Raw genomic sequence first — 23,880 nt, 5'->3', positions numbered from 1 at the left:
CCATAACCCTTAGATATTAAACTATAGCCATCGGATATTGGACTGGATATGGACTGGCGTCCACCGTATCGTCGCTACGCCAACATTAATCGTCGGCGCACGGGAGGATGCCTTGACGAGGTGGGGTTGGGCGCTGCGCCGGGCGAGCAGCGTAGATGATCTACGCGCGCTCGCACGCCGAAGGCTCCCTCAAGTTGTGTTCGACTCAATCGACGGCGGCGCCGGCGATGAGACGACGCTGCGCGCAAATCGGAGCGCGTTCGAAGCGGTCATGCTTCGCCCGCGTCAGGCCAATCCGCCTGCCAGCATCGACACCAGCATCGAACTCTTTGGCGATCGTTTGCTATCCCCGATCCTGCTTGCGCCATGTGGATCGACACGCGTGGTCTATCCGGATGGCGAGCGCGTGGTGGCGCGTGAAGCGGCGCGCGCCGGCGTTGGCTATGTGGTCCCGCACCTCGGCGGCACCGCGAGCGAGGACGTCGCCGCCGTAAGTGACGGCGTACTCTGGTATCAAGTCTACAAATATGGCGGCCGCGACGTCTTGGAGCCCGCGCTGAAGCGGGCTTGGGACGCAGGCTTCCGCGTTCTCGTTGTCACCATCGACAATACGCGCGCACTGCTTGAACGCGATGTCCGTAACGGCCTTGACGTCCTGCTTGATCACGACTGGATTGAAGGCGCGCCCTATTTGCCGCAAATGCTGGCGCGCCCGGGTTGGGTGTTGCGGTTCTTGAGCGAAGGCGGCCGCCGCGCTGTCCCCAACGCGCGACTCCCCGATGGCCGCAGCATGAACGCAAGCGACATCGCCACTTTGGGCAAGCAGAGCACGTCGTATTTCAATTGGGATGATTTTGGCTGGCTCCGCGAGGCCTGGCCCGGCTCTATCGTCGTCAAAGGCGTGCTGACGGCGGCAGATGCAGAACTTGCGGTCACGTGCGGCGCGCAAGGCATCATCGTGTCCAATCATGGCGGGCGCGGCCTGGACGGCGTCGCGCCCAGTTTGCGCGCCCTGCCCGAAATCGTTGACGCGGTCGGGGACGCGGCGGTCGTCATGCTGGATGGCGGCGTTCGCCGCGGAACCGACGTGCTCAAGGCACTGGCGCTTGGCGCACGCGCCGTCCTGATCGGTCGGCCATATCTGTATGGTTTGGCGTCTGGCCCCGCGGGGGTCGCCCGGCTGCTCACTTTGTTGCAAGAAGATTTGACGAGAAGTCTCGCAGGCCTCGGCTGCGCTAGCCTGGACGAGCTTGGGTCCGATTTCGTCCAAAGTCCTGCCGAATGGCGCATGCCACGCCAGCCGAAATCTGATTCAGCCGTCCGCCTCGCAGAACCTTCGCCGGAAGGATTGCAGCGCCGTGCTCGAATCTAAACCTGAACTCCAACGGCGCGCGAAAGGCGATTGAATGTTTGCACCGCCGCCAGCCGTTGAGACCAGCATTTTTGCGAGCTTGCCCAAGACCTTGCGGCGCGCCGAGGCAACCACAACGATGTCGCGCCTATTGGGACGTCCAATCGACTCATTCCTTGAAGGCCCCTCCTTCGATCGCGACGGCAATCTCTTTTGCGTGGACCTGGCGCACGGACGAATTTTTCGCGTCGACGCATCCGGCCATTTTGACACTGTCATCGCCTATGACGGTTCGCCAAACGGACTGAAGATTCACGCCGATGGCCGGATCTTCGTCGCCGATCGAAGGCTCGGCATTCTCGTCATCGACCGCGACGCGACAAAAATGGAGGTGATCGCAGATCAGTTGGACGTTGAGCGGTTCAGGGGGCCCAATGATCTCGTATTTGCGCCCAATGGCGATCTCTATTTCACTGACCAAGGCATGTCCGACCTTGCCCAGCGCACGGGGCGTGTGTTGCGGCTGAAGCCTAGCGGCAAACTGGAGGTCGTACTCGACGAATTACCCAGTCCCAACGGCATCGCGCTCGACGCGGAGGGACGCGAACTCTTTGTGGCGTTGACGCGCGCTAACAGCGTCATCCGCGCCACCCTCATCGATGGACGCGCTGTGCGCGTGCAAACCTATATCCAGCTCTCAGGCGGCGGAGGCCCTGACGGCTTGGCCATCGATCGCGACGGCGGACTTGCGGTCGCTCACCCGATGATGGGAGCGGTCTGGCTGTTTGATGCAATCGGACAACCGCAACTGCGGATCAATATGTGCCGCGGCAAGCTTGGGACCAATATCGCTTTCGGCGGACCAGACGGCAGGCGCCTCTTCATCACAGAATCTGAAAGCGGGACCATTCAAACGGCGGATTTGCCGGCCCCTGGGCTTGCAATGTTCTCCCACGCGGCGCGGGACGATCGCTAATGCGTTCGAAGTGACTGAGGTAGGGCTTTGCACGTGGGGCCAAGAAAGACGACCCGCATTCCCAACATGAAGCTTGGAATCCCGTCTCGCGCACCTCGTCTGGCCAAATCCGATACGACCTTTCGAGGCGGTCGATCCGATCGAGCGCGCGCACCATTGCAAAATGTTGTTTGCCACTTCCCGTGATAACGGCTGCTAACGCGCCGAGATCAGCTCATCGTCGACCAGTGCGGAGGAGGATAGATTGGGAACGAGAAAGTAGATGGCTCGCCCGCCGGGGTCTGGATATTCGGTCAGTGTGAGCGTGGTCTGCGGGACTTGAGGATAAGGATTGATGATTGGCGATGGCGGCCAAGCCGCAATGTTGCACGCAGTCGCGCCGGATAGATCACGCGACGCAATCTGCATCTCGGCCTCGTCTGGATTAATAGCCGCGGCGCGGATGTCAAAATTCGGGAGTTGCTCCGCGATCGTGTTTTGCTCGGGGTTATAGGTATAGATCACCGGCCCTCGCATCACGGCTACGCGTCCGAATTGAGCGCGGCGACCGCGGACAAAACGAATGGCCATTGGCAGTCTGAGCTCAATCGTATCGCCAGTTTTCCAAACGCGTTTGATTGCGTGGAAAGCGCCGCTGGCCGCTTCGGTTGCTGCGCCGCCGTTAATGGAAAAACTTGCGCTTTTGCACCATCGCGGGATGCGCAGCTTCAACGTGAACTCTACTTCGGTCGAAGGATCGACCTTGATGCGAACGTCTCCATTGCGCGGATATGCAGTATCTTGCTCGACGACGAGGCTTACGCCGTCGAGTTCTATTTTCGCCCGTGAGGCCGAGTACAAATTCACGACCACCGTCTTTTCATCGGGATCGAGATAGTAAATCCAGCTGCTCAAATCGGCCAAAAATCGCTTATTGTTGTTGGCGCAGCAAAACCGCGGAGCGTGCGGATCTAGACAACGTTCTCCTTCGAACGGAGTGTGGTATCGACTGAATCGTCCATCCGGCGTGGTTGCGGCGAAAAGTGCGTTGTAAATGTCGCGCTCGAGGATGTCTCCGTAGAGACTGTCGCCGGCTATGCGGACCATCGCGTCCATGAAGCGCGCGACATATGTGCCGGCGCAGGTTTCGCTGACGTTGCCGACGCCAACTTGCGTGTTGTGGAAGCTCTCCCAGAGGCTGCACGAGCCCGTAACGAGAAGGCCGTCTTGCTTCGTCAAAAACTCGATGAGGCTGTAAGAGTTCGAAAGAAGTCTTGCGTCGTGCGAAAGTTCGAACAGATCCAATTCGGCAAGTCTATTTGAGAGAAACGTGTAAGCGTGGCCGTTACAATCGCGAAGGTCGTGCTGCACCGCTATCTCGCGCGCACCCGTTTCGTAGCTGCGTTTTGCGAAGTCCAGATACTTCTCGTCACCGGTCAGTTTGAATAGCCGGATCAAGGCGCGATCCAACCCCAGCGCCGCAATTTCAAAACCGAGAAGACCATCTCGGCTGTCGATCACGACAGAAGGGTCGGAGATCTGGTCTATGAGGAAATCAGCGAGCCGCGTTGCGGTGTCGAGCGCCGCGGCATTTTCGTAGAGAATGTAATCAGAGAGCAGCCCCCAGATGAGATAAGCGCCCTCGTGGAGGTCCCACAGGCTTTGCACGCGCTGCGCCGGCTCCTTGATGATGCCGATATAGCCGTCCGGTTCTTGGGTCGCGATCAAACCGTCGACCGCTCTCCGCTTCAACTCGACAAGGCGAGGATCATTTGTCGTTGCTGCCAGGTGACAGACAGCGTCGATGAATTTGCCAAAGCCGATATAGCCTTTGTCCCCACGGTCACGAAAAGGCGCGAGGAACACCTCGTCCAAGTTCAGAGCCAGGATGTTTTGATTGATGATGGCGTCGATCCGACGCCCAAACTCGCCGCTCAAGCTCACGGCGCGAACTGGGAGCCTTTGCAGCACGAATAACCTCACGGCGGGTACTTCTGAGATAATCGGCACGCTTGTGGGACGGTCCAATATCCAAATCCTATGCGAACATAGCCGCGACAGACGGCTTGATGCACGCTGACGAAACATCTACCATCTCAGATATCATTTCTGAAGTGGGGAAAAGGCGTGAAGCTCGCAACGTATCGCACATCTGGCCGCTTAAATTTTGCCTCCGTGGACGATGCGGGCGGGCTTCGCACCCTGCCCGCAGACATTCAGGCCTCGCTGCAAGGCGGGTTCGATCTTCGCACCCTCTCCCGCGCCTCATCGTTCAACGCGGAGACATTGCCGATCGTCACTGACTCTCCGCAGCTCGGACCACCCGTACCTACGCCCAGCAAGTTCATAGCCATCGGGCTCAATTATCGCGACCACGCCGAAGAATCGGGCCTCCCCATTCCGACCGAGCCGGTCGTCTTCATGAAGGCGCCCTCCTGCATCGTAGGACCGAACGACGATGTCATGCTTCCGCTTGAATCGCAAAAAACAGATTGGGAAGTCGAACTTGGGATCGTCATCGGCGAACGCGCAAGCTATGTGAGCGAAGGCAAAGCGCTCGATCATGTCGCCGGTTATCTCGTCGTCAACGATGTGTCCGAACGCGCCTTTCAAAATGAGCGCGGCGGGACTTGGGATAAAGGCAAGGGCTGCGACACCTTTGGGCCGCTAGGCCCCTGGCTTGTGACGCGCGACGAAATCGGCGACCCGCAAAATCTCGACCTTTGGCTGGATCTGAACGGCGCGCCCGCCCAACGCGGCAACACGTCGACGATGATCTTCTCGTGCGCTGAGATCGTAGCCTACGTGTCGCGGTTCATGACGCTGATGCCCGGGGACGTCATTACCACGGGCACCCCGCCTGGAGTAGGCATGGGGCGCAAACCTCCAACATTCTTGAAGGCCGGCGACACCATGAGCTTGGGCATTAGCGGCCTCGGCGAACAACGCCAAACGGTCAAAGCTTATGAGCGAGCCTAAGATTAGGCGCGAATTCGATGACGCCGGCGACGCAGCGCTCAACGCGCTGCGCGAACGCTTTGGCGAACGCCTTTCCACAGCCCACGCTATCGTCTCGCAACATAGCGGGCTCGAAGGCCATCACGCCTCGCTTGCGCCCGATGCTGTGATCTACGCGGAGAGCAATGAAGACGTCGCTGACGCCATCCGCTGGTGCGCTGACAATGACCTACCGGTTATAGCGCATGGCGCAGGCACTTCGCTCGAAGGCCATTTGTCAGCCATCCACGGCGGCGTCTCGCTCGACCTAACGCGCATGAACGCGATTCTGGACGTAAGCGCCGAAAACCTGTTGGCCACCGTGCAGGCCGGCGTCACCCGCGAGCAGCTCAACCATCATTTGCGCGACCTTGGCCTCTTCTTTCCGATCGATCCTGGCGCTAACGCCACCTTGGGCGGCATGACAGCGACGCGCGCGTCGGGCACGAACGCGGTGCGCTACGGGACCATGCGCGACAATGTGCTGACGGCGAAAGTCGTGCTGGCCAACGGCGCCGTCATTGAGACAGGCGTTCGAGCAGCAAAGTCGTCAGCGGGATACGATTTGACCGGGCTCTTCGTTGGGTCCGAAGGAACGCTTGGCGTCATCACCGAGGTCACGCTTCGCCTTTATGGCATACCGGAGAAAATCCTCTCAGCCACCTGCGTCTTCAAGGACCTGGATGGCGCGGTCTCAGCCGTCATTGAGACCATTCAATTGGGTCTGGGTGTCGCGCGCATTGAATTGCTCGACGAAACTCAGGTGCGTGCGTCGAACGCGTTTTCGAAGCTTAGGCTCGTCGAACAACCCACGCTCCTGCTCGAATTTCACGGCTCGCCTGCAGGGGTTGAAGAGCAAGCCTTGCAATTCGCTGACATCGCCGCTGGCCATCGCGGCGGCGCGCTCATCATCGCCCGCACGCCAGAAGAACGCTCACGGCTTTGGAAGGCCCGCCATGACGCCTATTTCGCGGCAAAGGCGTTGCTGCCAGGCGCCGTCGTCTGGACCACCGACGTTTGCGTGCCGATTGCGGCTCTTGCCGACAGCATCTTGAAGACGCGCGCGGATATTGAAGCGGAAGGCGCGCTTGCCACCATTGTCGGCCACGTCGGTGACGGCAATTACCACGTCATGTTCGCGATCGACCCGCAAAACCCGACCCATATGGCGCGCGCTTCTCGCATCAATGAGCGCATGATATCGCGCGCGATCGAAGCCGGCGGCACCTGCACCGGCGAACATGGCATCGGCATTGGCAAACGCGACAAACTGATCGCCGAGCGCGGCGAGACTAATGTCACTCTGATGCGCACCATCAAGGCAGCACTCGATCCCGCCAACATTCTCAATCCGGGCAAGATTTTTGTCGACGGCGGAGCACGCCCATGACCACGCCCCAATGCGTATGGCAGGCGCGCTGCCACCTTGGCGAAGGCCCTGTGTGGATCGAGCGGGAACAAGCGCTCTATTTCGTCGACATCAAAGGCCACGCCATCCACCGCTATAAGCCCGCCACTGACGGGCGAACGTCTTGGGTGACGCCCGGACCGCCCGGCTTCGTGCTGCCGCGACGCGGAGGCGGGTTCGTGATTGGGATGGGCAACAAGCTCGCCGTTTGGGATCCCGACACAAACGCGGTGACGACCCGGGCCTCGATCCCCAACCACCCGCCCGGCGACCGCATCAATGACGGTTATGCCGATACCAAGGGCCAACTCTGGTTTGGCACGTTGAACGAATCCAACACCATGGCGACGGGTAAACTGTTTCGGTGGAATGGACGAGAAAGCAGCATCGTTACCTGTGACAGCGGCTATGTCGTCACAAATGGTCCCGTGATCAGCCCAGACGGGCGAACGCTCTATCACTGCAATTCCGTGGAAGGCGCGATTTATGCGTTCGATGTGAACGCTGAGGGCGATCTTTCAGCTAAGCGCGTATTCGTTCAATTCGAGCCCAACGTCTTTCCAGATGGCATGGCGATGAACGAGCGAGGAGAAATCTGGGTAGCGCTCTTCAATGGCTGGCGGCTGGACTTAATTTCCCCCGCCGGCGAACGCATTGACCAAATTGCATTGCCCTGCGCGCAAGTGACGAAGCCCGCCTTCGGCGGCAAGGATTTGAAGACGCTTTATGTCACCACCGCGCAACTAGACTTCTCAGCGGACGACAAGCAAGCCCAGCCCCTCGCGGGCGGGCTCTTCGCTTTCGAAGTTGAGAAGCCCGGACGGGTGCAGGGCGAAGTCAATGCATGAGCCTGCAAACGGACGCCACGACTGGCGTGCGATGTGAAGAAACAAGCGGCCGTGTTGGGGGCTGAATGGCGAAGAGCAAATCGTTGACCGTGCACAAGATCGCCTCACCGAGCAGCGACACGGAAGACCTGTTGCTGCGACAGTTTCGTCATCCGCCCAGCGAAGCGCGTCCGCGCGTCTGGTGGCACTGGATGAACGGCAATGTATCGATCGAAGGCGTCCAACACGATTTCGAATGGATGAAACGTGTGGGCATCGGCGGCGTTCACAACTTCGACGCTTCCTTGCAAACGCCTTTGATCGTCGACCGGCACCTGCCCTTCCTTTCGGAGGAATGGCGCCGCACGCTCCGCGACACCGTTCGGATGGCCGATCGCCTAGGGCTTGAGTTCACCTGCGCCTCCTCGCCGGGATGGAGCACGACTGGCGGGCCCTGGGTGCAAGCCGAGCAGGCGATGAAAAAGCTGGTTTGGAGTGAAACGGAAGTCGAAGGCCAAGGCGGTTCTACATTTGCCCTGCCTCACCCGGCTGACGTCGCTGGGCCCTTCGGCAATGCGCCCGCAACATCGTCACTCTCCCAAACGGTTCGACCAGTCGAGGCGTTTTATCGCGACGTGGCAGTCCTGGCTTTCCCCACCCCGCGAGCCGAGCGTCCGATAGACGTGCGCGGCGCGCGCACAAGCGATGGCGCAACCATCGATCCCGCAGCGCTCTCAAGCGAGGATCTCACTCAAACATTTGAGTTCTGCGCCCGGCCAGGCGAACCCGAAGCGTGGATCGAGATCGAATTGTCTACACGTCAAACGATCCAATCGGCCTCGATCGGACTGACGCGGGAAAAATTTGAAGGGTTCTCCGACCCTCCTCAAGCGACGCTCCAATGCGGCGACGATGGCGAGCACTTCCGTCACGTGACGAACATTCCAATCGGCTTTTGCCCCCAGACAACCGTCAGCTTCGAACCTGTGGCCGCGCGGTTTTTCCGAATTGTTCTTGCGCCCAGTGCGAAATCGATGAAGGCCGCCACGGCCTCGCCCAAACGCCGTCGCATTCGGCGGTTTGTTCTGTTAGGCGCTTCGCGCCTCGATCAGTTCGAAGGCAAAGCTGGCTACGCGCCGTATTTTGATGTCGACCGCCCGCCCGTTGTCGTGACCTGCGATAGCCTGATCCCAAAACAAGAGATCATCGACCTCACTGGCTCCCAGCGGCGGGATGGACGGATCGACTGGTCGCCTCCGCCGGGAAGGTGGACGCTGCTGCGTATAGGCTATTCACTGACTGGAAGTTTGAACCATCCCGCATCCCCGTCAGGCACGGGGCTGGAGGTGGACAAATTGAATCGCGATCACGTGCGCTCATACATTGAAAACTATCTCGGCATCTTGCGCGAGACGATCGGCGCTGATTTCATCGGCTCACGCGGCCTGACCCATATGGTCAACGATTCCTATGAGGCAGGTAGCGCTAATTGGACTGAGGACCTTCTTGCAAAATTTGAACAAGCGCGTGGTTACGATATGCGGCCTTGGCTCCCCACGCTCACTGGACGAGTAGTCGAAAATTCTGAGGCGTCTGAAGCCTTCCTTTGGGATTTTCGTAAAACGCTGAGCGAGCTCATCGCTGAAGAACACTATGGAGAGATCCAGCGTGTCCTGCGCGCGCACGGGATGAGGCGCTACAGCGAATCCCACGAAGCTTGGCGAGCCTTCGTTGGCGACGGCATGGACGTCAAGAAAACCGCGGACATCCCCATGAGCGCCGCATGGCAACAGCCGGGGCTTTATCCCGAGGCCATGCACGACATTGATATTCGCGAATCCGCATCCGTGGCCCACATCTACGGACAAAATTTGGTCGCCGCCGAATCCTTTACAGCGCAGGCAATCTCAGATCCCAACGCCGCCTATTCCTTTGCGCCCGAGACACTGAAACCCCTCGCCGACCGCATGATGGCCCACGGCGTCAATCAGTTCGTCATTCACACATCGGTCCATCAGCCCCAGGCCGAAATCGGTCCGGGACTGACGCTCGGCCCTTTCGGTCAATGGTTCACACGAAAAGAAACCTGGGCCGAATTGGCTGGTGCTTGGATCGACTATCTTGCCCGATCATCTCACCTATTACGCCAAGGGGTATTCGTGGCCGACATAGCCGTGCTTTACGGCGAAGACACCAATCTTACCAACCGCTTTGCCCGAGCGGGCCCGATACTTCCAAAAGGCTTCGCCTACGACTTCGTCAATGCCAGCGCGCTGATCAGTGAAATCTCGGCCGCCAACGCTCGAGCTGTCACGCCTAGCGGCATGCACTACGCAGCCATTCTTATTGATGCCTCGGCCAGCCGGATGTCTTTGGCGCTACTGCGCAAGCTTGCTGAACTCGCCGATGCGGGCGTCCTGATTGCCGGCGTCTTACCCAAATGCGCGAGCCTAGGAGATGACCAAGAACGCTTCGCCGATCTTGCTGCGACAACATGGTCTCGGCCCAACGTGGAGACACTGGCTGACTTCGAGACCGCCCTATCACAACAAGCTAGTCCCGATGTTGTCTTCACGCCGCAAGACAGCACCGAGCATGTTCAATTCGTTCACCGCGCTCTGCCCAATGAGGACATCTATTTTGTCCGCTCTTCATGCGCCCATGCCCTGAGTGTTGAAGCGTCATTTCGCGTGGCAGGCAGAGCGGCGGAGATTTGGCGAGCGGACACCGGCAAAGCGACGCCCGCAAACTACCGAAGGCACGAGGGGCGCACCATCGTCCCGCTCGAAATGGAACCGTACGACGCCTTTTTCGTCCTCTTTCGCCACGCGACCACGGAAACGGAGTTTCAAACGCGCGCTCCCGCGTGTGCTGAAATCGCAAACCTCGACGGCCCATGGGATCTCGAATTTGAATCCGGCCGCGGAGCGACCGAGCGCCTAAAGTTCGACCAATTGCAATGCCTAACTGAAATCGACGACCCCGGCGTCCGCTATTTTTCAGGGCAAGTTGTTTATTCTTGCCGCGTCGACCTAACCCTTCCGTCCGACGCTCGACGTCTCGAACTCGATCTTGGCGTTGTGAAAAACGTGGCGGAAATAGTGATCAATGGACACCCGGTTGCGACGGTGTGGAAGCCGCCGTTCCGAGCGGACATCACAGACGCCCTTCAGCAAGGGATCAATCACGTTCAAATCCGCGTCGCCAACCTGTGGCGCAACCGGCTCATTGGAGACAAGCAACCTGGCGCGAGTGTTGTGGCGTTCACAACCTTCAACCCATGCCAGGCCGACGCGCCGTTGTCCGCCTCGGGGCTTTTAGGTCCAGTACGCATAGTTGAAGTGTGTCTTGAACCCGGTGCGCGGGTCCGCGAATGAAAAGGGCGCGCGTTGACCCTCTAAGACATCTCAGATATCAGTTCACATAACGCGCACTCGGAAAGCGCCTCACGGCTGAAGAAAATCGCGAGGCTCGATGAAATACCGATCGTACATGCTGGCGCTCCTGACGGTCCTCACGGCCGTCAACTCAATGGACCGCACTGCACTCGTTCTGGTGCTGCAAGAGATCAAGGTCGACCTCAACATTAGCGACACCCAGATTGGTTTGCTGAGCGGCCTTGTGTTTGCCCTGGTTTATTCCATCGCCGGCGTATTCGTTGGCCGCTGGGCGGACCGTGGCGATCGACCCCGGATTGTATCGTTGACAACTATCATCTGGAGCATCGGAGTCGCCTCAAGCGCATTCGTCACAAGCTTCTTGCCGTTGCTGATGCTGCGAGGCGCTGCAGCAATTGGCGATGCGGGTCTTAATCCTCCCGCACATTCTCTCATTGCTGATCACTACGATCGCACTGAGCGGGCAAGAGCGGTCGGAGTATATATGTCCGGCAACGCCGTCTGCCTTGTCGCGGGCAGTATCCTATGCGGATGGCTAGCCCAATTTTTTGGATGGCGACTGATGTTTGTTATCTTAGCTGCTCCAGGAATTGCGCTTGCGGCTCTCGCTTGGTTGTCGTTGCGCGAACCTCGTAGAATCCGTGAGCAAGGCCCCTCGACCGCGTCGTTGGAGGAACAGCAGGAGACCGAAATCGCCACGGCCAGCTGGCTTAGCGTGTTGACGACATTGTGGCGCGTCAAGACGTACAGATACCTCGCGCTCACAGCGACAACCGCATCCTTCTTTGGATCCGCAATCGGCGGTTGGATGCCGACCTATTTCATTAGACGTTACGAATGGAGCGTCGGAGAAACCGGTACCTGGTTCGGTATGGCCAGTTTGGGATTTCTCCTCGGCACATATTTAGGTGGCGAGTTGGCTTCGCGCTATGCGACCAATCGAGAAACGCTCCAACTAAGGGCGGCGGCTGTTTGCATAGCTTTCGGCAGCGTGTTGACCACGTCGATTCTGTTTATACCCCGCACTGACATTATTCTCGCTGCCATGGTGCTAAATTCGTTCGTCTTCTCTCTTCAATCTGCGCCGACTATGTCGATCATGCATGGCTTAGTCGCGCCGCGGCAGCGCGCCAGAGCGATCGCCGCTTTGTATGTGTTGCTGAGTATCGTCGGGGGCGGATTGGGACCTCTCGCTACTGGGGCGCTGAGCGATGCCTTGCATGGCGTGGCGGGAGAAGGATCTCTCCAGCTTGCTCTAATGCTCCTCGCACCAGGCAGCTTTGCGGCAGCAGTTCTCGCTTGGAACGCGAGCACGACGGCTTCAGCCGATTTAGACCAGAGGGCAGCTGAACACCGCCAGCATTCCATCCTTAACGCTGCACGCGAAGCGACGCCTTAGTCACTGACAACTGGCAACGCGCGCCCGCGCAAACTTCGGTCCAGTGAGAATGCAAGAAAGATAGAAAGACCGTCCTACAAGCTCTATCGCTCAGCTCAGCGGAGGGGAAGGTTCGAGAGCTTCCACAAGAAGCTAGAAGGCATTAAAAAACTCGTGCCCTGGGCGCAGGCGTCCATTTGCATCAATAAAGCTCAGATCCTGCGGCATACCCACGGGGCCTCCGTCCCGACCATGGGAATCTGGCATCCGCGAATGATGCATTACGTAAGCCATGAACCCGAGCCCTCGCCTGCTTAACTGGGCGAGCTCAACGCCGGCGCGGCGGACACGCATCGCGTCATTCAGATTGCCCCAGCAGCACTCTGTTACGAACAGCGGTTTTCCAACCTTTTTCGCAAATGCAAGGCTATCATCCAAGCTCTGCTCAAAGGCGGATTGATCCACGCTCGTTTGGGCTGCGCTCTCCTCACCGGGATTGTAATAGCAATGCATGGAGAGCACATCCGAATAATCGTTCACACGGTGCAATGATGCATTCGCCCATGCCCCGACTGTCAAAGGCGCGCTCGGTTGTTGGCGTTTGCATCTCTCAAAAATGGATGAGAGCCAGCTCGCTTCGGCGTCCGCGATGCTGTGGTGGACACCAGGAAACATCGTTCCATCGCGCTTTTGCATCGGCCGATCTGCATACCAAAACGGCTCATTGCATAAGTCCCACGCCAAAATGCGTGGATCGCCCGCGAACTCTCCGACCAGACTGTCGATGTAGTCGTTGAACATGCCTTCTTGGTTGAGGAAGCTGCCTGGAAGGAAATGGTCGATATAAATGCTTCCAAAATCCAGCGGCGGCAAATGCGTCCGATTGAAAAGCACGGGCATCACGCGGCATCCGATCGCTTCGGACAATGCAATGATGTCTCGGACCTTCTCGAGGAAAGCCGACGGGTCGCGCAAAAACGCGTCCCATGACAACCACCATCGCAACGCATTGATGCTGGGAAAATACTGCTTCCCTCGCGCCAACTCGATGGCGATAATTGCCGGATCAAATCGATCCCAAATTTCGATCAGATTTGTTGCGTAACTTGGGTGGTAATTGAAACCGCGAATCCGGCCCCAGTCGGTATTCTGGATACATATATCCGCCGAAGCTTGTGTGGACGGCCCAACAATTCCTGACGGCGGTGAGCCGGATCCGCTTGCCGCCATTGCGGACGCCTCTTTGCCGTTCGAATGCATATTACACCCTTTCAAGCATCAGTATCGTTCGAACTCTCGGGCCGCGACGCGCGCCCTGCCCAAGGTTCCCCTCTACGCACGTCTCTCAGGCGCTTCGTGATCTCGCGCCGCATGTCACACCGCGCGACGTCGTCGACGATCTCGCACGTGATTTGGTCGACACGGGTCACCCCGGATAGGGACATTGCCACACGCATTTCCTTGCCGATGATGTCCAACACATGAGCGACGCCTCGCTCGCCGCGCGCGCCTAACGCATGTGCCCAAGCGCGACCGAGCAAGACGCACCTAGCGCCGAGAGCGAGCATACGCACGACATCAAGGCCAGAACGGACGCCGCCATCGGCCAGGATTGTGAGGCTGTCTCCAACTTTATCAGCAATGCGTGGAAGTGCGCGTGCGCTTGAACTCACGCCGTCCAGTTGGCGGCCGCCATGATTGGAGACAACGATAGCGTCAGCGCCCATGTGCGCGGCCGCCGCCGCATCTTCTGGATCGAGGATACCCTTCAGTATCAGCGGTCCGCGCCATCGTGCCCGCACCCATTCGAGGTCCGACCAGTTGACGGAAGGATCGAAATTGTCGCGCATCCACGTAAAGAAGTCTTCCACGCCGCTCCGGCCTTCGAGAACTGGTGCGACATTGCCAAGGTTGTGGGGGCCTCCGCACACCCCCACGTCCCATGCCCACGATGGACGCGTCATGGCCTGGGCGAACCGGCGCAACTGACCTCGAAGGCCCGGCGCACCAGCAAGGCCTGAACGCACATCGCGATAACGCGCGCCCGGCACGGGCATGTCGACGGTGAACACCAGCGCACTGCATTGCGCCGTTTCCGCTTGCGCCAGCAATTCGCTCATGAAACCGCGATCGCGGATCATGTAGAGCTGAAACCAGAAGGGCTTAGCGATCCCGGCGCTGACCTCTTGCAATGAACAGACGCCGACGGTTGAGAGTGTAAATGGTACGCCAGCGGCCTCCGCGGCGCGCGCAGCCTGCACTTCGCCACGTCTTGCGTTTATCCCCGCAAGCCCGATCGGCCCCAAGGCAACCGGCAAGGACAAATGTTGGCCAAGCAATGTCGTGCTCAAGTCGATTTGGGAGACGTCCCGCAGCACGCGCTGGCGGAGCGTGACCTCCATGAGGTCTTGACGATTGCGCCGAAGCGTCTCCTCGCCGCATGAGCCACCGTCGATATAGTCGAAAAGGAAGCGTGGCAGCCTTCTACGGGCGAGTTCGCGATAATCCGAGATCGATGCCGCTATCATGCCCGTTCTCTGCCCCCCACGAGCGCATGCTTCCATCTCGACGCATAAGCGCCCACCTCATAGGGCAGAGGCGACGCTTTTTTGAGCGCTTCAGGCGGCGTTAGAGCGTCATTGACGAGGCGTTGCGCTCCAAACGCCAGCGCATCGTTGGAAGTCGTGATGTACACGTCGGCATCGGAACGAAGCGATGCGAGCATGCCGATAAAACTTGCATCTTCTGCAAAGCGCCCCTCCACCACGATCGCATCGCACGCACCAATGAGCGAAAGCGAGGCGTCCGCGACGAGTGCGAGATAGAGCCCGACGGCAGCGCGACGCGCTGCGCCCTTGAGTTCTGGGCCTTCCCAGCGTCCCTCCCGTTTAGGGAAGGGTCCCACGCCGCGTGCAAAAGTGGGCGCTATCATGCTGCCGCTAACCAGCACGTCGCAGATGGCTTTAGGCGCCACATCGCGGACAAAGTCCGGGGCGCGGAGCGGACTGTCGTCTCCACCAACTAAGAACTCGACCTCGCGGCCGCCCATGAAGCGGGCGGAAGGCGCTGGATTGCCGTCGATATCCACATTGAGCAGCGTGTCGCGCTCGGGGCAGAGCCGCCCAGGGTCAAATGGTGATTCCGGGGCCGGGGCGCGCATCGCGACAAACCAAGTGCCCGTCGAAATCACCGTGACATCCCGGCCGGCGAGTTCGCTATGCGCGCGCGCTCCGTGGAAAGCGGCATTGCTATCGTGAACCCCACACAGCACTTGGCAATCGGAAGGCAAACCCGTGCGATGCGCCCACTCACGCGTGATTGGACCTAATATTTCGCGCGCGTCACGGAGGGGCGCAAATCGCTCCGCCCATCCGCGCTTCACCGCGAGATTGGAAAAGCGACGCTCAAAGGGGCGCCACAAATCCGAGTGACAGCCGAGACTGGTGACCTCCGTCGAAGCAATACCTGATAGGCGCCAAGCCCAATACTGCGGATAGGTGACAAGTACGCCCGCGCTCGGCCAAATCTGCGGCGCGAGGGTTTCCAACCGATAGAGCTGAGCGCCGAGGTTCAGCCCTTCAGGGAATCGTGGGGATCCGGTGTCGACGAAGGGATCGCGCAGCGCATCATATTCGGCGTAAAGCGGCGGCGGGGGAAACTCCTCATAGCACGCCGGCGGCAACGCCAATTGATCACCGTCGAGCAGAGCGGCCGCCGCGCCATGCGCAACAGGAACGATGAACCCGACATCGGCGATTTCGGAAAGCTCGGCGAGCGAGCCCTCGAGCCAGCTCTCGATACCCTCAACATCAAGGGCGGCATGGGTCGGCGCCCGCACGCTCGAATTTGGCCGAACGCGACCTGCCAGACGGCGTCCCGCTGCGGTCCAAAGGGTGAGCTTCGTGTTGCTCTTACCCACGTCGAGGACGAGCACGCAGTCCCCGGCCATACAGCATCCTTTACAACACCCCCTTCCTTACTGATATCTTAGATGCTTGTCATCATGGCTGTCCGCTTGGTAGACGAAACATATGTCCGATACCGCTCGATGCCGCGGAGGTATTGCCTTCGCCGTCCCCACTAGTCGCTGGTCCGACGAGAAGGCCGCTTCACTTTCCGCGGCAGACTTGCTGCTTTACCGCTCCAACCTGCTTGGCTCGGATCTCACGGTCACAAATTTCGGCGGCGGCAACACGTCGGCGAAACTTACCAATACCGATCCCCTGACAGGCGCGAACGCCCGTGTCCTTTGGGTGAAGGGTTCGGGCGGCGACATCGGATCGATGAAGCGAGACGGCTTCGCGACGCTCTACCTCGACAAACTCGTGCAGCTCGAAGGGCTCTATCGTGGCTTCCATTTGGAGGACGAGATGGTGGCCCTGCTGCCGCACTGCACCTTCAATTTGAATACGCGTGCCGCATCGATCGATACGCCTTTGCACGCGCTATTGCCTTTTGAACATGTGGATCATGTCCATCCCGATGCTGTGATTGCGCTGGCGGCGTCATCCGGCGGCGAACAATCCACTGAGGAGATATATGAGGGCCAAGTTGGCTGGCTTGCTTGGCGTAGGCCAGGGTTCCAGCTGGGTGTCGATCTGCGTGACTATGTGCGATACCACCCGCACCTGCGCGGCGTCATGCTCGCCGGGCACGGCATCATCTGCTGGGGCGACAGCGCCAAGACGTGCTACGAAAATACGATCGACCTCATTGCGCGCGCCGCGACGTATTTGAACGCCAAGCTCGCCAAGGCACCCGCGTTCGGCGGCGAAGTTGTGACCGCGCTGGGACCGGCGGAGCGCGAGGCCGCCGCCATAAAGTTGATGCCGCGACTACGCGGCCTGATGGCTGGCGCACGTGGTCGCATTGGTCATTTCAGCGACGATGCGGAAACCTTGGAATTCGTGGGCTCAAAGGAATTCCAGCGCCTCGCTGCAGTCGGCACATCCTGCCCTGATCATTTTCTGCGCACGAAGATTGCCCCGCTCGCGCTTGATCCGGCGAAGGCCGATTCAGAGGGCTATTTGAATGAAGCCTTGGAAGCCTATCGCTGCAACTATCGCGCTTATTATGACCGCAACGCCAAGCCAGGCGATCCGGCCATGCGCGATCCAAATCCGGTGGTGATTTTGTTACCGGGCGTTGGGCGCTTCACGTTCGCCGGCGACAAAACCACCGCGCGCTTAGCGGGTGAATTCTACGCCAACGCTATCAATGTGATGCGCGGCGCCGAGGCCACCGGTGTGTATGTGGGCCTGCCTGAAAGCGAAGCCTACGCCATCGAATATTGGACGCTAGAAGAAGCCAAGCTGCAGCGTATGCCAAAACCTAAGCCGCTGGCCGGCAAAGCGGCGCTCGTCACGGGCGCAGCCGGTGGCATCGGCGCTGCGACCGCAACACGGCTTTTAGACGAAGGCGCATGCGTCACGCTCGTCGACCGCGACGCAACAGCGCTAGAGGCGATGCACGCCGCTCTCGTACAACAATTCGGCAAAGATGTCGTCGCTTCCGCCGTTTGCGACGTCACTGATGAACTTCAGGTACAGGCGGCCTTCGACGTGGCGGTGCGCGCTTTCGGCGGCCTCGACATTATGGTCGCGAACGCGGGCCTCGCCTCCTCCGCACCGATCGAAGAGACAAGTGTGGCGCTCTGGAAACAGAATTACGACGTCCTCGCCCAGGGCTATTTTCTGTCCGCGCGCGCCGCCTTCCCCTTGATGCGCCGAAATCGGGGATCGATCATTTTCATCGGTTCAAAGAATGCATTGGCGGCGACGCCTAATGCATCCGCTTATGCTTCGGCTAAAGCCGCTGCGGTGCATTTGGCTCGCTGCTTGGCGCTGGAGGGCGCCGAAGCCGGTATTCGGGTCAACGTCGTCAATCCCGACGCGGTGATCCGCGGCTCACGCATTTGGGATGGCGAGTGGCGCCAGCAACGTGCGGCCGCCTACGGCGTCGATTCCGGCGAGGAATTGGAAGAGCATTACCGCAAACGTTCAATGCTGAAACTCAACGTATTACCCGAAGACATTGCGGAGGCTGTATTGTTCTTCGCGGGAGACGCCTCAGCAAAATCCACCGGCAACGTGATCAATGTTGACGCCGGCAACGCGCAAGCGTTCGTTCGGTAAGGGAGGCGTACATGATCGCGCCCGATCTGCCCATCGCCATGGAACTGATCGAAAGCCACAACACAGCGCATAGGGAAGTGCTGGAAGACGATTACGATCATCTGAAGCGCCGCCTGAGCCGCAGCGGCGTTGATGCCGACAAGATCAAACAACGCGTCAAACGACTGGAACTTGCAACGCCGACGTGGGGCGCGGGCGTCGGCGGCACGCGCTTTGCGAAATTTCCGATGCCCGGCGAACCGACCAACATCGACGAGAAGCTCGAAGATTGCGCCGTAGTTCAACAACTTGGCCGCAACACCCCGCGCGTCTCACCGCATTTTCCGTGGGACTGGACCGAAGACCCGGCCGCGCTAAAAGACAAAGCCGCCGCGCTCGGCCTAGGCTTCGACGCGGTAAATTCAAATACTTTTCAGGATCAATCCGATCAGAAGCGTTCCTATCGTTACGGTTCGCTTACACACACGCAAGCGCCAACGCGTGACCAAGCCATCGAACACAATCTCGCATGCATAGAGATTGGCCGGAAACTCGGCTCTAAGGCGCTCACCGTCTGGATCGGCGATGGCGCCAATTTCCCAGGCCAGCAAAGCCTCTCGAAATCCTTCGACCGCTATCTCGACAGCGCCGCCCAGATCTACAGTGCGCTGCCAAACGATTGGTTCATGCTGCTGGAGCACAAACTTTACGAACCGGCGTTCTATTCCACCGTCATCTCTGATTGGGGCTCAAGCCTCCTCGCTGCTCAAGAACTCGGGCCCAAAGCGCAATGCCTCATTGATCTCGGACACCACGCTCCCAACGTCAACATCGAGCAAATCGTCGCCCGGCTGGATGCCGCGGGAAAACTCGGCGGTTTCCATTTCAATGATTCGAAGTATGGCGATGACGACCTGGATTCCGGCTCGATCAATCCCCACCAGCTCTTTCTAATCTTCAATGAACTCGTGGAAGCCGAAGCACGCAATAGCGCGCGTTTTCATCCGGCCTACATGATCGATCAATCGCACAATATAACTGATCCGATAGAAAGCCTGCTCTCGAGCGCGGAAGCTATCGCCGCCGCCTTCACACATGCGCTCGTCGTCAATCGTGATGAGCTGGCCGCCGCGCAAGACGCAAACGACGTCATGGCCGCCTTCCAAACCCTGCGGCGCGCCTACAACCATGATGTCAGGCCACTGCTCGCGCTCGCCCGCGTGGAAGCCGGCGGCGCCGCTGATCCAATCGCGCTCTACCGCAAAAGCGGTTGGCGCGATCGCAAGGCGCAAGAACGGCGACGTGCGTCCGCCGCACCAGGTATCGTATGAGAGCGGGAGAAATTGGGTGACGCGGTCGCCGCTAGACCAACGATCGGCAGACATGAAAGTCCTCGGCCTCCAGGTAGACCTGCAAGACTGCCCCCTGGGCTTAGCGAACACGCGCCCCCGCCTATCCTGGCAGTTACTGTCGGATAGGCGCAATGTTCATCAATACGCATATCGCATCGTCGTAGCCAGCAGCGAAGCGGCGTTGATGGCGGATAATGGCGATTTTTGGGATAGCGGGCGCATCCATTCGAGCAGCTCCTTTGATGTGAGATATGAGGGCCGCCCGCTCTCTTCACGCGATCGATGCTGGTGGCGTGTCCAGGTTTGGGAAAGCGCGGAGGATCCGCCAAGAACAAGCGCCGCAAGCTGGTGGGAAATGGGTTTAATCGAACCTGCCGATTGGACGGCCACATGGCTTGCGGCCGAAGACGAAGTAGCCCGAGCTGATCGGCGCGCAGGCTTGCATTGGATTTGGGGAGACACCTCCCGCGATCAACGTCCTCGCTATTTCCGTTTGAAATTCTCGCTCAGAACGCCCTCATCGGACGGCGTGTTCTATGTTGGGACGGGCATAACCGAACAGCTCCGCAGCGTTCGGGTTGACGGGACGTCGGTCGACCTTACTGCGCCAAAACAATATGCAGCGACGCGACCGGCGATGCAAGAATTGGCGCTCGGACCAATGTCGCCAGGCGAGCACGTTCTCGCGATCGAAATGGCGCCGACTGATGATCGCATGAGTGGATCGATATCATCCAGCGCCGCCGCCATGGCGCCCTTTGTCCGGATCCATGCGATAGACGGGAGCGTGGTTCGGCTGACGGGCGCATCAGGTTGGACGACAAACCTCGAAGCGGAACCCGGCTGGTTCGGGTTCGATTATGACGACGCTTCATGGATGCCTGCGCGCCCCTCGTCGGAAAATGCGGGAGAGCCTTGGCCTGCTAAACCGGCCGCTCTACTGCGCAAGGAATTCCGCGTCGAAAAGCCAATCCGATCCGCACGCCTCTACGCTACAGCGCTCGGGTTCCTTGAGGCTCGCCTTAACGGCCAACGCGTCGGCGACGCAGTGCTAACGCCTGAGGTCTCGGATTTCCGAAAGCGCTTGTTATATCGCACCTATGACGTCACGCCGTTGATCAACGACGGCTCTAATGTCCTTGGCGTCATCGTTGGAGATGGTTGGTATGCTGGCCCGATCACACCTGGAGGACGTTACCCGTGGGGCGCGCCGCCATCCCGGATCTTGGCGCAGCTTGAGCTTACCTATGACGATGGCTTGCGAGAAACGATCAATACCGATTGCGACTGGCGTACCTCCGACTCCGCCATTCGCCGGTCCGAAATCTATAACGGGGAAGTCTATGACGGCCGTTACGAACAAGCCGGATGGGACACAATTGATTTCGACGATACTCGTTGGGCCTACGCCGAGGCCGCCGATCGCCCGACATGCGAGCTGGCGGCGCAATGCAGCCCACCCATCCGCGCCACGCAAACACTAAAGGCCACGCAGCTGACCAATCCGGCGCCGGGCGTCTACGTATTCGACTTCGGACAGAATTTTGCAGGTTGGTGCCGCCTGCGCACCAAAGGCCCGGTCGGCGCACGTGTTGAGCTTCGCTTTGCGGAACTTCTCACGGCAACTGGCGAGGTCGATCAATCCAATCTCCGTGGCGCTGAGGCGCTGGATGTCTTCATATTGGCGGGGCATACAAACGGAGAAACCTTCGAGCCCAAGTTCACCTATCATGGTTTTCGGTATGTGCAGATAGTCGGCCTGCCCACGCTGCCGACGCTGAATTCGGTCGAAGGCATTGTCGTTCACAGCGATCTCGCGGTGACGGGACGCCTCTTCACCGACAACGCACTCATCCAACAGATTTGGCGCAATGCGGTGTGGACGCAGCGTTCAAATCTCATGGGGGTCTTCACCGATTGTCCCCAACGCGACGAGCGCCTGCCTTGGTTGGCCGACCCGAGTGTCTTCTATGACGCTGCCGCGTTCAACATGGACGTCGCTGCGTTCACGCGCCGCCAACTGGATGACGTCAGAACAGATCAATCTCCAAACGGCAACCTTCCGGCTTTGTCGCCCGGCGCGATCCCGAGGTTCAACACGCTCGTCGAGGGCGCGCCTGGTTGGGCGGACGCCAGCATTACATTCGTCTGGTCCAATTGGCGTCGTTACGGCGACAACGACATCATTCGTGAAAACTGGAGCGCCATGACGCGTTTCCTCCAGTATCTCGAACAAGCCAACCCAGACTACATCTGGAGGTCCCAATTCAACATGGGCGACTGGCTGGCAGTGGATGCGACAAAGGACAACGTTCCCACCACCCCTTACGACCTCGTCGCCACCGCCAATTGGGCAAGCGCTACGGAGCGCATGGGCCGCATGGCGACAGCCATTGGACGCATCGATGACGCCGACAACCTTCAACGCCTACACGCGCATATCCGCTCCGCATTCATCGCCGCCTTTGTGGGGCCTGACGGTATAATCGGCAATGGGAGCCAAACTAGCTATGTCCTGGCGCTCCAATACGGGCTTGTACCAGAGGGGCTGAGGGCGATTGCGGCGGAACGATTGGCTGACAACATACGCGTGCGCGGCACGCTGATGACGACTGGCATTTTCGGAACGGCGCACATTTTAGACGTACTCGTCGACGCGGGTTACTCTGATCTCGCCTATGACCTTTTACTCCGCACCGATTACCCATCGTGGGGATACATGATCGCAAAAGGCGCCACGACCATTTGGGAGCGCTGGAACGGAGACCAAGGCAATCTCGCCATGAACTCCTACAATCACCCCGCTCTAGGGTCTGTGTGCGGATTTCTTTTTCGCCGCGTTGCGGGCGTCCACGCATTGGAGCCCGGCTTTAAGAAAATCGCCGTTCGCCCAGTGCTGAACCCTCGCGTGAGGCGCGGCGGCGCGGATTATGACTCTGTCGTCGGGAGGATCTCCACCGCTTGGTGGCAACATTCCGATTTGACACTCCATCTCGATGTAACCATTCCGGCAAACACCGAAGCTGTCGTCTCGGTACCCGCGCGACCAAGTGCGATCGTGCGAGAAGGCGGCCGCCTCGTTGATCGACGAACCGACATGCGTATTGAGCGTCGCCTCGATCACGAGATAGAAATCAGCATCGGGTCCGGCACATATCACTTCAGGGTCAGCGATTAGGAAACGCCCTCGCCCAATTCTGCCAGAAGCATCGGTCACATCGCCATCCCGAGATCAGCGGATTGAACGAGAAGCTCACTGCACACCAAATCTCGATGCGCCTCGGTCAAACGCACGATGAGCTGCGCGAGGCTTTCCGAATTGATTGCGCCTTCGACCCCTTCTCCCAAAATGGTAGTATTGATAGCACCGGGGCAAACGCAGAGGACGCGAATGCCAAGCGGCCGCAGTTCAAGGCGCGCTGAGCGAGAAAGACCCAATAAAGCGTGCTTCGACGCCGCATAGGCCGACATGCGCGGTAAACCACGAAGCGCGCCATCGGAGGCGATGTTGATAATGTCGCCCGCGCCCTGATCCGCCATTTTCCGAGCCGCTTCGCGCATGACAATGAACGCGCCCAGCACATTGATGTTGAAGATCTCGCGCACCTCGTCTGTCGAGCAATCCAATAGCGGCGCCACACGCGCGATCCCTGCATTGTTCACGAGCACATCAATGCGGTCGAGCGATTGAACTAAACCTATGACCTCCGCTTCGTCGGTTACATCGATCTCAGCCAGCTGAAACTGGGCGCCCAATGCCTCAAGCGCTGCTGCTGTCTCAGCCAGCGCACTCGCGTCGCGGCCGGTCCCGACAATTTGCGCACCCGACTTGGCGAACGCGATCGCGCAGGCGCGGCCCAAACCGCGGCTCGCGCCGGTCACGAGCACTGTCTTGCCCTTCAGTTCCATGGCACCTAATCGCTCGCTGCTCGCTTGACTCCTATGACATCTTAGATATCAGTCAAGCAGCGGTGGCGTGGAGCTTTCCAGCTTACAGGGGCAAGCGGGGGCGGGCTCCACGGCATTGCGCTCGGGCCTCGCGCCCCTCGTACACGGGAGGGAACGCGAGCCTGCGAGCCCTAAGAGCGTCCTCCTCCCGAA

Annotated in this window: 14 protein-coding genes and 2 pseudogenes; 11 read left to right on the top strand and 5 right to left on the bottom strand. The window is 59.3% G+C overall.

Translation table 11 applies throughout. The annotated features are described in order from the left end of the window. Positions 1–37: 37 nt before the first annotated feature. The gene (locus tag DSM104635_RS08720; RefSeq protein WP_323368355.1) at positions 38–1,372 is read left to right on the top strand and encodes an alpha-hydroxy acid oxidase; all 1,335 of its coding nucleotides are present in this window, start codon (positions 38–40) and stop codon (positions 1,370–1,372) included. A gap of 34 nt (positions 1,373–1,406) precedes the next feature. Then, a complete protein-coding gene (locus DSM104635_RS08715; RefSeq protein WP_158765827.1) occupies positions 1,407–2,327 on the top strand; it encodes an SMP-30/gluconolactonase/LRE family protein in 921 nt (306 codons plus the stop codon). A gap of 195 nt (positions 2,328–2,522) precedes the next feature. Here the strand turns inward: DSM104635_RS08715 and DSM104635_RS08710 are convergent, their stop codons facing one another. Next, positions 2,523–4,334, bottom strand: coding sequence for a beta-L-arabinofuranosidase domain-containing protein (locus tag DSM104635_RS08710; protein WP_158765826.1), 1,812 nt, complete (start codon positions 4,332–4,334; stop codon positions 2,523–2,525). A gap of 99 nt (positions 4,335–4,433) precedes the next feature. On the opposite strand from DSM104635_RS08710, the gene DSM104635_RS08705 reads away from it, so the two are divergent. The 5 genes from DSM104635_RS08705 to DSM104635_RS08685 all read left to right on the top strand — a co-directional run bounded on the left by DSM104635_RS08705 (position 4,434) and on the right by DSM104635_RS08685 (position 12,335). Next, positions 4,434–5,285, top strand: coding sequence for a fumarylacetoacetate hydrolase family protein (locus DSM104635_RS08705; RefSeq protein WP_158765825.1), 852 nt, complete (start codon positions 4,434–4,436; stop codon positions 5,283–5,285). Continuing rightward, entirely contained in the window at positions 5,272–6,693 is a 1,422-nt protein-coding gene (locus DSM104635_RS08700; protein WP_158765824.1) for an FAD-binding oxidoreductase, read from the top strand. The genes DSM104635_RS08705 and DSM104635_RS08700 overlap by 14 nt, the downstream gene beginning before the upstream one ends. Beyond that, positions 6,690–7,559 (top strand): SMP-30/gluconolactonase/LRE family protein, encoded by an 870-nt coding sequence (locus DSM104635_RS08695; RefSeq protein ID WP_158765823.1) that lies wholly within the window; start codon positions 6,690–6,692, stop codon positions 7,557–7,559. The genes DSM104635_RS08700 and DSM104635_RS08695 overlap by 4 nt, the downstream gene beginning before the upstream one ends. A 65-nt stretch (positions 7,560–7,624) precedes the next feature. Beyond that, a complete protein-coding gene (locus DSM104635_RS08690) occupies positions 7,625–10,915 on the top strand; it encodes a glycosyl hydrolase (protein ID WP_158765822.1) in 3,291 nt (1,096 codons plus the stop codon). Between the two features lie 115 nt (positions 10,916–11,030). Next, positions 11,031–12,335, top strand: coding sequence for an MFS transporter (locus DSM104635_RS08685; protein ID WP_158765821.1), 1,305 nt, complete (start codon positions 11,031–11,033; stop codon positions 12,333–12,335). Between the two features lie 132 nt (positions 12,336–12,467). Here DSM104635_RS08685 and DSM104635_RS08680 read toward each other — a convergent pair whose 3' ends face one another. The 3 genes and pseudogenes from DSM104635_RS08680 to DSM104635_RS08670 all read right to left on the bottom strand — a co-directional run bounded on the left by DSM104635_RS08680 (position 12,468) and on the right by DSM104635_RS08670 (position 16,263). Beyond that, entirely contained in the window at positions 12,468–13,574 is a 1,107-nt protein-coding gene (locus DSM104635_RS08680; protein WP_158765820.1) for a cellulase family glycosylhydrolase, read from the bottom strand. 140 nt (positions 13,575–13,714) lie between these two features. After that, positions 13,715–14,842: pseudogene (lldD, locus tag DSM104635_RS08675) on the bottom strand (FMN-dependent L-lactate dehydrogenase LldD); the annotation flags it as partial. Next, positions 14,839–16,263 (bottom strand): FGGY-family carbohydrate kinase, encoded by a 1,425-nt coding sequence (locus tag DSM104635_RS08670; protein WP_158765818.1) that lies wholly within the window; start codon positions 16,261–16,263, stop codon positions 14,839–14,841. The pseudogene lldD and the gene DSM104635_RS08670, both read right to left, overlap by 4 nt. 82 nt (positions 16,264–16,345) lie before the next feature. On the opposite strand from DSM104635_RS08670, the gene DSM104635_RS08665 reads away from it, so the two are divergent. From DSM104635_RS08665 to DSM104635_RS08655, 4 genes and pseudogenes are all read left to right on the top strand, one after another. Beyond that, on the top strand, positions 16,346–18,448 hold the full coding sequence (locus DSM104635_RS08665) for a bifunctional rhamnulose-1-phosphate aldolase/short-chain dehydrogenase (protein ID WP_158765817.1): 2,103 nt from the start codon (positions 16,346–16,348) through the stop codon (positions 18,446–18,448). A gap of 11 nt (positions 18,449–18,459) precedes the next feature. Next, positions 18,460–19,758: a sugar isomerase gene (locus DSM104635_RS08660; RefSeq protein ID WP_158765816.1), complete on the top strand. Its 1,299-nt coding sequence runs from the start codon at positions 18,460–18,462 to the stop codon at positions 19,756–19,758. Positions 19,759–19,810: 52 nt separating this feature from the next. Beyond that, positions 19,811–20,134 (top strand): annotated as a pseudogene (locus DSM104635_RS20210) (glycoside hydrolase family 78 protein); the annotation flags it as partial. Then, positions 20,135–22,957: an alpha-L-rhamnosidase gene (locus DSM104635_RS08655; RefSeq protein ID WP_158765815.1), complete on the top strand. Its 2,823-nt coding sequence runs from the start codon at positions 20,135–20,137 to the stop codon at positions 22,955–22,957. Between the two features lie 35 nt (positions 22,958–22,992). Here DSM104635_RS08655 and DSM104635_RS08650 read toward each other — a convergent pair whose 3' ends face one another. Then, entirely contained in the window at positions 22,993–23,688 is a 696-nt protein-coding gene (locus tag DSM104635_RS08650) for an SDR family NAD(P)-dependent oxidoreductase (protein ID WP_158765814.1), read from the bottom strand. Between the last annotated feature and the right edge of the window lie 192 nt (positions 23,689–23,880).

Origin of the sequence: Terricaulis silvestris (assembly GCF_009792355.1) — a bacterium.
Taxonomy (GTDB): Bacteria; Pseudomonadota; Alphaproteobacteria; order Caulobacterales; family Aquidulcibacteraceae; genus Vitreimonas; species Vitreimonas silvestris.
The sequence above is the reverse complement of the archived record's forward strand: the minus strand, read 5'-3'. Positions and strand labels throughout refer to the sequence as shown.